Annotated in this window: 10 protein-coding genes; 1 reads left to right on the top strand and 9 read right to left on the bottom strand. The window is 69.6% G+C overall.

The features are described from left to right. Positions 1-139 precede the first annotated feature (139 nt). The 9 genes from ACGFZA_RS39190 to ACGFZA_RS39230 form a co-directional block, all read right to left on the bottom strand. Positions 140-481: an L-rhamnose mutarotase gene (locus ACGFZA_RS39190; RefSeq protein ID WP_393685552.1), complete on the bottom strand. Its 342-nt coding sequence runs from the start codon at positions 479-481 to the stop codon at positions 140-142. Between the two features lie 147 nt (positions 482-628). Continuing rightward, positions 629-1471, bottom strand: coding sequence for a carbohydrate ABC transporter permease (locus ACGFZA_RS39195; protein WP_393685554.1), 843 nt, complete (start codon positions 1469-1471; stop codon positions 629-631). Continuing rightward, entirely contained in the window at positions 1468-2379 is a 912-nt protein-coding gene (locus ACGFZA_RS39200; RefSeq protein ID WP_393685556.1) for a carbohydrate ABC transporter permease, read from the bottom strand. The genes ACGFZA_RS39195 and ACGFZA_RS39200 overlap by 4 nt, the downstream gene beginning before the upstream one ends. Positions 2380-2381: 2 nt before the next feature. Beyond that, on the bottom strand, positions 2382-3650 hold the full coding sequence (locus ACGFZA_RS39205) for an ABC transporter substrate-binding protein (RefSeq protein ID WP_393685558.1): 1269 nt from the start codon (positions 3648-3650) through the stop codon (positions 2382-2384). 87 nt (positions 3651-3737) lie between these two features. Then, positions 3738-5249, bottom strand: a complete 1512-nt coding sequence (locus ACGFZA_RS39210; RefSeq protein ID WP_385278271.1) for a hypothetical protein — start codon at positions 5247-5249, stop codon at positions 3738-3740. After that, positions 5246-6247, bottom strand: a complete 1002-nt coding sequence (locus ACGFZA_RS39215; protein ID WP_393685561.1) for an aldo/keto reductase — start codon at positions 6245-6247, stop codon at positions 5246-5248. Before ACGFZA_RS39215 ends, ACGFZA_RS39210 begins: the two co-directional genes overlap by 4 nt. A gap of 5 nt (positions 6248-6252) precedes the next feature. Then, a complete protein-coding gene (locus tag ACGFZA_RS39220) occupies positions 6253-7275 on the bottom strand; it encodes a hydroxyacid dehydrogenase (RefSeq protein WP_393685563.1) in 1023 nt (340 codons plus the stop codon). Beyond that, entirely contained in the window at positions 7272-8474 is a 1203-nt protein-coding gene (locus ACGFZA_RS39225) for a mandelate racemase/muconate lactonizing enzyme family protein (protein ID WP_393685565.1), read from the bottom strand. Before ACGFZA_RS39225 ends, ACGFZA_RS39220 begins: the two co-directional genes overlap by 4 nt. 383 nt (positions 8475-8857) lie before the next feature. After that, positions 8858-10021 (bottom strand): GntR family transcriptional regulator, encoded by a 1164-nt coding sequence (locus ACGFZA_RS39230; RefSeq protein WP_385278263.1) that lies wholly within the window; start codon positions 10019-10021, stop codon positions 8858-8860. 579 nt (positions 10022-10600) lie between these two features. On the opposite strand from ACGFZA_RS39230, the gene ACGFZA_RS39235 reads away from it, so the two are divergent. Then, on the top strand, positions 10601-12481 hold the full coding sequence (locus tag ACGFZA_RS39235) for a right-handed parallel beta-helix repeat-containing protein (protein WP_385278261.1): 1881 nt from the start codon (positions 10601-10603) through the stop codon (positions 12479-12481). The last annotated feature ends 39 nt before the right edge of the window (positions 12482-12520 follow it).

Genomic DNA, 12520 nt, shown 5'->3' on the forward strand with positions numbered 1-12520 from the left:
CCGGGTCAGCGCCGCAGGCAAACAGAACATGTATGACATGTGGAGACTATGACGCCCGTTGTCCCCGCACAAGCGTCACGACGCAACCGAGGGCCCTGGAGAGCGGTCGGGAGGGGGCGCGGCGGCGGGAGCCGATCCGTCAGTCCAGATGGAAGACCTCCTCCGCATCCACCCAGCGCTCCCCGGGCTCCGCCGAGCCGAGCGGCAACTGGCAGGGATCGGTGAGCGTCCACCAGCGTTGGGTCTCCGGGTCGGCGGCGACGGCCGCCATGTCGGCTTCGTAGTCGTCGCCGGTGTACTCGTAATAGGCGAACAGCGTGTGGTCGCGCAGGAAGATGGAGTACGAGGTGATGTGGGCGCGGGAGAGCGTGTCCAGGACCGGTTGAGGGACCGACCGGTGCAACTCCCGGTACCTCTCCTCCTGTTCAGGACGCAGCCGGATCACGGACGCGACACGGCGCGGGGTGCGGGACTCGGGCATGGCGGGGCTCCTTCGTGGCGCGGACCGGATCGGCCCGCGAACGGCCTGTGCCGGCCGGGCGCAAGGGCCGGGCCGGTCGGGTTCGGGGGAGAGCGGGACGGGCGGGCCGGCCGGGGGGTGATGTCCGGCCGGCCCCGCCATCGGGGATCAGCCCTTCACGGCTCCTGCCGCGAGGCCGCTCATGACATGACGTTGCATCACGACGAAGATCACCAGAATGGGGATCACGGCGAGCAGCAGCGTCGGGAACACCTTGGTGTAGTCCGTCGAGTACTGGCCGACGGCGGCGTACACACCGGTGGTGACGGTGTAGACGTCACTGCCTGGGCCGAGGATCATCTGCGGACTGGCGAAGTCGTTCCACACGCTCAGCGAGTTCAGGATGAACACCGTGGCGATGATCGGCCGCATCAGCGGCACGATGATCCGCCACAGCGTGTAGTACTTGCCGGCCCCGTCGATGGCCGCGGCCTCGTCCAGCGACCGGGGCAGCACCCGGATGTAGCCGAAGAAGACGAACAGCGTGAACGGGATGGTGGTGGCCGCCATGAAGAGGATGAGGCCGGGCATCGTGCCCATCAGTCCCACGGCACGGAGCACGAAGATGACCGGCACCAGGATCACCTGGGTCGGGATGAACATCCCCGCGATGAAGAAGAACAGCAGCATCCGGGAGATCAGCTTCGGTGTGCGGGCCAGTACGTAGGCCGCGGGGGCGCACACCACCATGGCCAGCGCGTTCACGCAGAGCACCAGCGCGAGCGTGGTGCCGTAGCCCTTGAGAATGCTGAAGTCGGGGTTGTTCCACGCGTCCGCGAGGTGCTGGAACGTCGCGGTGCCGAGGTCCAGGGTGAACGGGTTGCTGAGGATCTCCCGCTGACTCTTGAAGGCGTTGACCAACAGGAGGTACATCGGCACGAGCATGCAGATGGATGCCAGGGTGACGAATACGACGCGCAGGGCGGCGGCCGGAGTGGGTGTCTTCTTCATCCGATGGACTCCGCGTCGTTCTCGGCGCGCCTGCGCAGGAAGAGGACCGTGAGGGACAGGACGGCGGCTGCGAGGATCAGCAGCACGGCCTGGGCCGATGCCACGCCGATGTTCCGCTGGGGGAACGAGACCGCGAGGATCGAGTAGGCGAGGGTCTTGGTCGATCCCGCGGGACCGCCCCCGGTCAGCGACACGACGACGTCGTACGTCTTCAGCAGAGAGATGCCCGAGGTGATGACGGCGACCGTCACCGTGGAGGCCAGCGACGGCCAGGTGACGGCACGGAAGGTGTGCCACCGGCCGGCCCCGTCGAGCTTCGCCGCCTCCAGCAGATCCTCCGGCACCGCCTGGAGCCCCGCCAGATAGAGGATCAGCTGGACACCGAACAGGGACCACACGATGACGAGGATCATCGACCACAGGGCCCAGTCGGGGTCGCTGAGGAAGGGCAGGCTGTCGGTTCCCACCTTCTCCAGCATGGTGTTGACGACACCCTGCGGCCCGAGGATCGCCTGCCACAGGAAGCCGACGATCAGCGCGCTCAGGACATGCGGGTAGAACATGACCACCCTGCCGAAGGTGTTGAACCGGTTGGTTCGCTTCAGCAGCAGCGCGAGGCCGAGCGCCGCTGCGTTCACGGCGACCGCGCCCACCACGGCCACCACGGCGGTGACCGCCATGGTGCCCGTCATGTCGTCGGAGCCGAAGACGGTGCGGTAGTTGTCCAGTCCGATGAACTCGGGGACGCGGGTGGGGAATCCGTTGTACTCGGTGAAGCTGTAGTAGATCGCGTAGATCACCGGTACGACCAGGAGAGCGGCGTAGATCAGCACCGCGGGGACGACCATGCTGATACTGACGCCCGCGGCGCGCCATCGCCGCGGCTTCGGGGGGAGTGTGCGTGGCATGGTCAGCGGTTCTCGTCGGTCCACTGGTTGATGGCCTCCGCCGCGTCGGCCGGGCCGGCCCCGGTGTAGAGGCTCTGCGCGACCTCGGTGAACTTGGGGTTGAAGCCCGTGACGGGCAGCCGGACGTTGCCCTGGCCCTCGCCCACGGCGACGAGCGCGGGGGCGTCGTCGAGAATGCCCTGGATCAGGGCGTCGGTACCGGTCTGCTTGACGTCGGAGTCCTGGCGGAACACTCCGTCGGAGCCGAGCTGCGCCTTGACGGCCGCCGGATCGGTCACGAGGAACTCCACCAGTTGCTTCGCGCCGGCCTCGTCCGACGCGCCCTTGTGCACCATGTACGGGTTGGCCATGGTGGCGCCCTGCGGCCCGGGATAGCTCTTGCCGTCGGCGACAGGCGGGGAGAACACGCCCACCTCGAAGGGCAGCTTCCCGGCCTTGGCCAGCGTGGCGGCGAACCAGCTGCCGTTGGTGTAGAGACCTGCCTTGCCCGCGATGAAGTTGCCGTCCGCCTGCGACGGGTTGAGCCCGGCGTCGCTCTTGGCTATGTACCCGGCGTCGATCCAGTCCGCGTACATCTGGAAGGCGGGCTTGTACGCGTCACCGACGGTGAGCTTCTTGTCCGTGACGGCGCTCTGCCACTTCGGGTGGAGCTCGTTGAGAGTCGGGTGGTAGATCTGCTGGAGCTGGAGGCCGGTCTGGTAGTCGCCCGCGGTCTGCATCGGCGTGTAGCCGGCCTTCTTGAGCTTGCCCAGATCAGCGGTCATCTCCTTCCAGGTGGTCGGAGTCGCGGTGATGCCGGCCTTCTTGAACGCGGCCTTGTTGTAATAGACGAGCGACTGCGTCTGGGTGCCGACGCCGACCGCGAAGTGCGTGTCGCCGATGGCGTACGCGTCGAACATCGGGGTCCCCTTGGCCCAGGCCTCACCGCTGAGGTCGACCAGCTCGGGGGCCGTGTCGTCGTCCGGGAAGATGGACTGGATGACATCGGGGGCGGTCCCCGCGGCCAGTTGCTGGGGGAAGGACTCGGCGACGGACTTGCCGGTCGGGCCCTCGATCTTCACCTTCAGACCGGTCTTGTCCTCGAACGGCTTGACCAGCTTCTCCCAGTAGCCCCGGTCGAGGTTGTCGGTCAGGTTGACCATCATCCGGATCTCGCCGTCCTTGCCGCCGGACGTACCGGTCCCCGACGAGCAGGCCGCGAGGAGCAGCAGCGGAACCACGGCGGCAAGGGCGGCTCCGCGCGCCCTGCTCCCTCGGTTGGCAGACATCATTGTCGACTCTCTTCTCCTCGGTAGGGAAAACTGGTGATCAACGTTCGCTGGACTGCGGGGGGTGCGGAGACGGGGTGCGCTCCGTTGTCACAGCCGCCCCCGGTAGGGCAGGGGGCCGACGGCCGTGATGTCGGTGGGTGCCTCGTCGCCGTCGACGCGGTAGATGCCGTCGTTGGCGACGAAGAACTCCAGCGACTCCGGATACCGCAGGTCCTCGGGCAGTGGCTCGCGGTCGGTCCAGGCGAAGAACTCCCGGGTGAAGGTGTCCTTGTCCTTGCGGCCGTAGATGTGCAGGTCTCCGGCGGTCAGCGGTGAGCGCACGCACCAGTGGACGCCGGACTCGGCCCAGAAGGCGCGGTCGCTGATCAGTACCGACTGCCGGTCCCTGGGGGCCAGCACCTTGTCCCAGAAGCCGTCGCCCGGTCCCAGCCGCGCCATCAGGAACAGCAGGTCATGGGCGTGCCAGGCCGTGCTGGGCGCGATGTCGGCCTCGTTGTGCCATCCGCTGGCGGAGGCGAAGTAGCCACCGGGCGTCTGGTAGCCCGCGTAGGTGGCCAGGCATGCCTCGGTGAACGCCTCCAGCTCGGCGTCGGGGCCCTCGGCCAGCACCTCGTGGATGCCGTAGAGCGTCAGGCCCATGCCCGCGATCAGCATGGGAGTGTCGGTCTTGAGGGCGCGGTCGCCCTGGACGTACCAGTAGCGGTGGTAACGGACGGCGCCGGTCTCGTCGGTCCACGCCGAGCGGGCCACGTGCCGGCACAGCCGCCTCGCCTCGGCCAGCAGCTCCGGATCGCCCTGGGCGCGGTAGCCGAGCACCAGGGGGACGATCATGAGGCCGTAGTACTCGGCCGGCTCCAGGATGCCGCCCTCGGCACGGTCCCGCACGGTGCGGAACGTGCCGGAGCTGTCCGCGTCGGGCACGCCGCGGTGGTGGAACAGGCGCACCAGGGTGGCGAGGTCCTCGGGTATCTGCTCCGCGTACGTCTTGTCGTCGGCCAGTTCCGTGTACAACTGCTTGACCCACACCCGGGCGTATTCCTGGTTGCAGGTGCCGTCCTCACCGGCCCGGCCGCCCCCGTACATCTCGCACGCGTCGAGGTTGCGGCGTACGGCCGTGAGCGCGGCTTCCACCTCGGCGTCGGGCAGCAGATGACGTGCGTGCTTGAGAGCGAGGAGCACACCGAGGCTGCCGACGGCGTTGTGGATGAGCCCGGTGGTCGCCGACTCACCGACCTGGAAGCCGATGTGGCGGTACTGGCCGTCGTCCTGGAACTCCGTGGCCTGATAGCGCACCAGCCGCCGCAGCAGTTCGACGCCCCGCTCGTCGGGCTGTTCGGCCAGGGCCTGGGCGAGGGCCCCGACGGCCGGGCCGGCGAACGTGGTGTGCCCGCTGGTGAAGTCGAGGAAGGTGAAGGGGTTCGTGCCCCACACACTGTGGTTGTGGAAGCCGTTGACCGCGCCCTCCTGCGTGATCCAGCTGTGCAGCCAGCCGGCGAGTGCGGCCGTGTCCGGCTCGGTCCTGCGGTGTTCCATGGCGTTCCTTCCGTAGGGGTGACAGAGCCGCGCGGCATCCGGCCGGGTGGAGGCGGTGACGTTCATGTCCGTTTCTCCGCTGGCAGCGTCGCGCTGCTCACGGGAAGCAGGGACAGGGCGGTGAGTTCGTCCCAGAGGGCGTCGGGGACCGAGGCCGCCAGCCGGTCGGCGTTGGTACGGGACTGGTGGGCGTTCCGCGCGCCGAGGACCACCGAGGTGACCGCCGGGTGCCGCAGGGGGTGGGCGATGGCGGCCTCCGGGAGGCTGCTGCCGTGCCGCTCGCAGACGTCGGCGATCGCGGCGGCCCGGCCGAGCAGTTCACGGGAGGCCGGCCGGTAGTCGTACGTGGCGTGCGACGGTGGGCGGGGGGCCGCGAGCAGCCCGGAGTTGTACACCGCCGCGGCGACGACGCCCACGCCCCGCTCCAGGGCCAGCGGCAGCAGCTCGTCCTCGGCGGAGTGGTCGAGCAGGGTGTGGCGGCCGGCCACCATGACGATGTCCACGTCGCAGCGGCGGACGAACTCGGTGAGCATTCCGGTCCGGTTCATTCCGGCGCCCACCGCCTTCACCACCCCCTGGTCACGCAGTTCGACGAGGGCGCCGACGCCCGTCGTGGACGCCTCCTGCCAATGGTCGTCGGGGTCGTGGAGATAGACGATGTCGATGTGGTCCAGACCGAGACGGTCCAGACTGCCCTCCAGGGAGCGCAGGATCCCGTCCCGGCTGAAGTCCCAGCTGCGGCGGGACGCCGCGGGCACCACGAACCCGCCGTCGTCCCCGAGGTGGGCGGTCTCCGGACTCGGCACCAGCAGCCGTCCCACTTTGGTGGAGACGGTGTACTGGGACCGGGGACGGTGCGAGAGGGCAGCGCCGAGGCGGCGTTCGGACAGCCCCAGCCCGTAGTGCGGGGCCGTGTCGAAGTAGCGGACACCGCTGTGCCAGGCCGCGTCGACGGCGCCCGAGGCGTCCTCATCGCTCGTGACCCGTCCGAGGTTTCCCAACTGGGCTGCTCCGAAGCCGAGTTCCGTCAGAGCCGGGGTCCGGGCAGCGGTTCGGGTACGCACGCGCTTCACCGGACCCTGGCGCGCGCGGAGGCCGCGAGGTCCTCGGGGTGGGCGAACGGAAGGCCCGACGCGAACCGCTCCACCTCGTCGACGACGGCGTCTCCGATGCGGTGCAGCTCACCACCCATGGAACCGGCCAGGTGCGGGGTGAGCACGACGTTGTCCAGCGACCACAGTTCGCTGTCCTCGGGGAGCGGTTCCGGGTCGGTGACGTCGAGCACGGCGTCGATCCGGCCGCTGCGGAGCTCCGCGGTCAGGGCGTCCTGGTCGACGACGGCTCCGCGGGCGGTGTTCACGAGCGTCGCCCCGTCGCGCATGAGGGCGAGCAGGCCCGCGTCGATCTGTCCCCGCGTGCGAGGGGTCAGCGGCTGGTGCAGGGACACCACGTGGGCGCTTCGCATGAGGTCGTCGAGCGCCACCGGCCGGGCACCGAGGCCGATGGCCTCCTCCGCGGTGAGGGTGGGGTCGTACAGGAGCACGTCGACATCGAAGGAACGGAGCAGGGAGAGGACCGCGCGGCCCACGGTGGAGGCGCCGACGATGCCCACGGTCTGCCGGTAGTTGCCGGGTACGGTGTGCGTGGCCGGATGGTCCGGAACGCTCATTGACCGCCGGAACTTCCTGGCGGCGGGCAGTGCCCGCTTTCCGGCCAGAAGGATCATGGCGAGCGTGTACTCGGCCACCGGGACGGAGTTGGCGGCCCGGGCGTTGGCGGCGACCACCCCGCGGGCGGTGAAGGACTCGGGGTCCTCCAGGCAGGTCGCGGCGACACCGCCCGCGTAGACCACGGCCCGCAGCCGGGAGGCGTACGGGAGGTGGGCGGCGCGGACGACGGGTGCGTTCCAGCCCGCGACGAGGATGTCCGCCCCGGCCAGGGCCTCCCGTGAGCGGGCGGATTCCAGCTCGGTGAGAACGAGACCGGTGTCGATGTCGGCGGCCCGGCGCAGGCGGGCGTACGCGTTCTCGTCGAAGAGGGAGCCGGCCAGTGCCGGCGGGTTCATCGCGAGGACGGCACGTGGTCGTGTCACGGTGCTATCCCCTTCCGGGTGCTCCCGGCGGCGGTGTCGTCGGCGGGCCGGCCGTCGTGTCCGGATCCGGGCACGAGGCGCAGGCCGGCATCGGGCGGCCGGACGTGGGGTCCGGCCGGCTGGGCCCAGCCGGCCGTCTCCTCCAGCCGCGCGATCGCCGCCTCGTCGACGGTGATGCCGAGCCCCACGGAGTCGCCGAGGACGATGCCGCCGTCGGCGACCTCCTGGTCCACCGTGAGTCCCACCGGGGCCGAGGTGTCCTGCACTTCGGTGACCAGGTGGTTGGGGGTCGCGGCGGCGGCGTGGGCGAGGGGGTTGGTCTCGTAGCCGACCGGGCTGACAGGCAGGTCCTGGCCGTGGGCGAGGGTGGCGACCCGGAGGAAGTGGGTGATGCCCCAGACGCTGCCGGTCTGCACCACCTGCACGGCGTCCCCGGCCAGAAGAGGCCGGAACTGCTCCAGTCCGGTCAGGTTCTCGCCGGTGGCGACGGCGGTACGCGCGGCCCACCCCACGGCCCGGTTTCCTGCCACGTCCCATCGGCGGACGGGTTCCTCGATCCAGGTGAGGTCGACGTGGCTCTCGATGCGGGCCAGCAGCCGCACCGCCTGGTGTCTGCCCCAGGTCTCGTTGACATCGAGCATCAGGGCGGGGGAGCGGGTGGTGGCCCGCAGCACGTCCGCCACCGCGTTGAGCCGCGCGATGTCGCGGTCGGTGTCGAGTCCGCCCTTGATCTTGGCTCCGGTGAAGCCGCGTTCGGCCCAGCCGGTGTAGAGCGCGACGAGTTGTTCGTCGTCCAGGGCGATGTCCAGGCCGGAGGCGTATCCGGGAACGAAGCGGTCGGCGGCGCCGAGTGTGCGCCACAGTGGTTCGCCGGCCATCTTGGCCTTGAGGTCCCACAGCGCCATGTCGAAGGCGCCGATGGTGCCGAACACGGCGCCACCGTGGCCGGACTTGAACGTGTGGGCCAGCATCCGGTCGTAGAGGGCGGTGACGGCCCGGGGGTCCTGCCCCTCGATGGCGGGGAAGATCCGATGTGCCTCGGCGTGGGCCCCCAGGCCCACGCCGGTGAGACCGTCATCGGTTTCGACCAGGACGACCGGGACCTCGGTGACCCCGCTTGCGACGAAGCCGTTCGCGTCCCCGACGGGGCGGCCCCAGTGGTGCACGGTCCGCAGGGACCGGTATCCGGTGATCTTCATCTGCTCCCCCTCTGAGTGCTCGTTAGCAGCCCCCGGACGGAGGCGCGGGAGGCCTCCGGGGTGGCTGGTGCGTCCGTGGACCGGTGACCTGTGGTCCGGGAAGGCCGGGCGCGGGCCGCGGGGGATGGTGCCGGGGCACGCGGCTCGCGCTCGACGACCGCGCCGTCTGCTGATGGTTCGGGGGCGTTTTCTCTGGGCGCGGGCCATGGCGTCGCGCCGTCGAGGGGGAGGCCCCGCGCCACCCCTTCAACAGTCGTAACGTATCATACAAGTGACGACCTGGAAGCTTTGCGGAAACACCGAACTCACCTGTGCAGCAGGGTTCGTGGACGGAAGAACGCCATGTCGGAGCACCTGCTGAGCCCGGATCCGGCGCCGTCGGGTCAGCGTTCCGCCCCGCGCCGACGGGCTGTCGAGTCGGCGAGGTAGCCGTCCACCTCGCCTGCGGCGTGGGCGGCGAACATCGGACCTGCGGTCTCGGGATCCCCGTGGCGCAGGACCTCCAGGAGCTCGGCGTGGTGCTCGGCCAGCGCGCCCCAGCCGCCGTCGTAGCGGGGGTCGCCCAGCACGTGGAGATCCCAGAGACTGGACTCGATCACGCGCCACAGCCGGATCAACGCCTCATTGCCGGCGGCCGCGCACACATGCCGGTGGAACGACATGTCGGCGCCGCGGAACGCCGCGATGTCGCCCTTGTCCACGGCGAGGCGCAGTCGTGCCACATCGTCCGTCAGCAGCCGTGAGTGCTCGGCGCCGAGGCGGCCGGCCGTGCGCCTGGCCACGTACTCCTCGAACATGACCCGGATGTCCCTCACGTCCTGGGCCTGTTGCTCGGAGATCCGGGCCACACGCGTGCCCCGGTGCGGCTGGGAGGTCACCAGGCCCTCGTGCGCCAGACGCTTGATCGCCTCGCGCGGCGGCGCCTGGCCCGTGCCCACCCGGCGGGCGATATCCGCCTCCACGAGGGGCTGCCCCGGCGCGATTTCACCGCTGACGATCCAGTCCCGCAGCAGCGCGTACACCTGGTCCGAGGGTGGCCGCTGCGGGAGGCGTGACGGCTCCGGCGCCGCTCCCGCCGCGCTTCGGCCGCCTCCTCGCCGGCGCCCACTCCTCGGCGGCTGCGCCCCGTCGGGCAGTTGGGCGGCCTGCTCGCGTCGGATGCGCGCCACGGTGGACTGCGACAGGCCGAGGGTGTCCGACAGGGTGCGGGTGGACGGCACCGGAGTGCCGTCGCCGGCCTGTGCGAGCACGTCCGCGATACGCGCCTCCGCCTCCCGCCTCGTGACGCTGCGCGGTCGGCCCGAGCGGGGAGCGTCCCTCAGTCCGGCCATGCCCCGCCGCACGTAGCGGTCCCGCCACTTGGCCACAGTGGCGGGACTGACCTGGAACCGCTGAGCCACCTCGGCGTTGGTCAGCCCCTCGGCCAGGGCCAGGACGATGCTGCTGCGCAGACGCACGGCCCCGGGCAGCCGGCGCGAGTAGTCGGACAGAGCAGCCCGGTCCTCCTCGCTGAGCTGGGGAAACGCCTGCGGATCGGAAAATGTCATGGCTTTGCCACTCCACGGTTGGGTGAACTTATGACTCGGAGGGCCACGGGAAAGACGTCCCGCACGCATCAACTTATGGTTCGCTCCGGCGTATTGACGGCGACCGGGCGCGAACATCTTACTTATCGTGCTCAGCCAGTGACCCACGAGATCGCGCTCCGCGAAGCACCCCGAGGAGGAAACGCTGCGTGAACGGAGGACCGGAGGCGCGGGGCCCGGAAGAACCGGCGCCGTGTCGCCCGTCCGCACCTGAACACCGTCCCCGGCCCCGCACGGGACACCGGGAACCACCCGGGGACAACCGCCCCCGGCCATGACGGCCCGCGCGACGGCACCCCTGTGCCCGCGCCTGCCCGGGCCGAATCCTTCCTGCGCCCATACGACCCGGGCGGAGCGAACCTGCTCCCCGGTGACCGGCGGGCGATGACAGACCGAACGTGAAGCCGCGATGACGTGCTCGGACGTCGTCATCGCGTGCAGGAGCACGCCCCGGTGCGGCACGACCCGTGCCCCCGCCCGGCGGTCGCACGTCCACGGCCGAACGACAGAGCCACATAACGCACGTGGCAAGGAGACCTCATGCCCCTCACCACCCTCGTACGACAAAGGTCAAGACTTCCCCTGCTGCTGGCGGCCGGCGCCCTGCTGGTCAGCGGAGCGACACTGAACGTGCCGGATGCGCAGGCGCGGGCGACCGGCTGCAAGGCCACCGCTCTCTTCGTCGCGCCCGACGGGAGCGACCGGGCCAAAGGCACCGAAGCCAGCCCCTTCAAGACCATCGAAGGCGCCCGCGACCACATCCGCGACAAGGGCCTCAACCGTCCCGGGCGTATGCGTTGCGACATCAACGTCAATCTGCGCGCGGGCGACTACCCGGTCTCCACGACGATCGACTTCGACGACCGGGACTCGGGTGCCGACGGGCACCGGGTCGTCTACCGCTCCTACGACGGCGCGGGCAAGGCCCGCGTGATGGGGGCTGCCCCGGTCACCGGCTGGGAGGAGTACAAGGACGGCATCTACCGTGCGGACGTCGGCACGGACAAGCCCTTCTACACCCTCTTCGAGGACGGCAAGCGCGCCACCACGGCCCGCTACCCCAACCGCAAGTCCGACGACGAGTGGGCCCCCTACATGACCTCCGTGCTCTCCGAGCCTGAGAAGGAGGCCGTCCGTCAGTGGCTCTACTCCAGCCCCGGCGACTGGGACGCGAGCTGGAATCTCGACCAGGCCTCGGCCGTCGTCTGGTCGGGCGGCAGCTGGAGCTGGTTCACCGACACCGTCCCGATCCGGGACTGGAACCCGGCGAAGAACCAGATGACCCTGAAGTACTGGACCCGCTACGCCCTGATGAACTCCCGCGGCGGCTCCCGCTACTTCCTGCAGAACTCGCTGGACTTCCTGGACCAGGCGGGCGAGTACTACATGGACTTCAAGAAGGGCCAGGTGTACTACAAGCCGCGCGGCGACATCAACGACGTGACCGTCCTGCGGCCCACCGTGAAGACCCTGTTCAACCTGGCCGGGCCCAGCCCGGACCGGCGCGTGCAGAACATCTCCCTCGACGGGCTCTCCCTCCAGTACACCGACTTCGTCGACTGGTACCGCAACGGCTGGATCAGTGACGGCGACTCAGGCGAACCGCACAAGTACCCCGAGTACGACCGGCAGATCGAGATGCCCCGCAACCGCTTCGGCGCCGTCACCGTGACCAACAGCAAGGACATCACCCTGTCCCGGCTGCACATCTCCGACACCGGTTTCCACGCGGTGTACGCCCTCTTCGCCAACGACGGACTGACGGTCAGGGACAGCCTGCTGGAGAACATCGGCGGCGACGGCATCAAGGTGGAGGGCCCGTACCCCGGCGAGGGCAACACCTCCAACGGTCACCTGCTGACCAACAACTACATCACCCACTACGGCGAACTGGTGCCCGGCGACGCCTCCGGCATCGAGCTCATGAACACCGGTCACAACACGATCAGCCACAGCCACATCAAGCACAGCGCGCGCTACGGCATCAGCCTCGAAGCGCGGCCCGAGGTCGCGCCTGCGGACGACTACGCCCGCGACAACACCTTCGAGTACCTGCGCATCGACCAGGCGGGCCTGGACAGCGGTGACATGGGCGCCTTCTACACCTACGGCGTCAGCAACGTCGAACCGCACACGATCGACAACCACGTCCGCCAGATGGTCATCGGCGATGTGATTCCGGACGGTTCCATGCCGGACAGCGGAACCCGCGGTGTCCACATGGACGCCGGCGGCTGCGGCTTCAGCTTCGAGGACATCGAGGTCGGCAAGACCACCGACCAGAGCTACCAGAGCTACCAGTGCAACGACGTGAAGAACGCCAACTGGGAAGACGGCTACGACGCCTCGAAGATGGAGTACGACAAGATCGGTGTCTCCGCCGACTTCCCGTACCCGCTGCCCGAGGGCGACACCCAGTGACCGGTCACTGACCGGACACCGCCAGAGGTACGGGCCCGC

The organism is Streptomyces sp. NPDC048211, from assembly GCF_043202315.1.
In the GTDB taxonomy this organism is placed as follows: Bacteria; Actinomycetota; Actinomycetes; order Streptomycetales; family Streptomycetaceae; genus Streptomyces.

What these genes read in the sequence shown, in the direction of transcription:
- ACGFZA_RS39190 (WP_393685552.1), bottom strand. Translation starts at nt 481, where the DNA reads ATGCCCGAGTCCCGCACCCCGCGCCGTGTCGCGTCCGTGATCCGGCTG.
- ACGFZA_RS39195 (WP_393685554.1), bottom strand. Translation starts at nt 1,471, where the DNA reads ATGAAGAAGACACCCACTCCGGCCGCCGCCCTGCGCGTCGTATTCGTC.
- ACGFZA_RS39200 (WP_393685556.1), bottom strand. Translation starts at nt 2,379, where the DNA reads ATGCCACGCACACTCCCCCCGAAGCCGCGGCGATGGCGCGCCGCGGGC.
- ACGFZA_RS39205 (WP_393685558.1), bottom strand. Translation starts at nt 3,650, where the DNA reads ATGATGTCTGCCAACCGAGGGAGCAGGGCGCGCGGAGCCGCCCTTGCC.
- ACGFZA_RS39210 (WP_385278271.1), bottom strand. Translation starts at nt 5,249, where the DNA reads ATGAACGTCACCGCCTCCACCCGGCCGGATGCCGCGCGGCTCTGTCAC.
- ACGFZA_RS39225 (WP_393685565.1), bottom strand. Translation starts at nt 8,474, where the DNA reads ATGAAGATCACCGGATACCGGTCCCTGCGGACCGTGCACCACTGGGGC.
- ACGFZA_RS39230 (WP_385278263.1), bottom strand. Translation starts at nt 10,021, where the DNA reads ATGACATTTTCCGATCCGCAGGCGTTTCCCCAGCTCAGCGAGGAGGAC.
- ACGFZA_RS39235 (WP_385278261.1), top strand. Translation starts at nt 10,601, where the DNA reads ATGCCCCTCACCACCCTCGTACGACAAAGGTCAAGACTTCCCCTGCTG.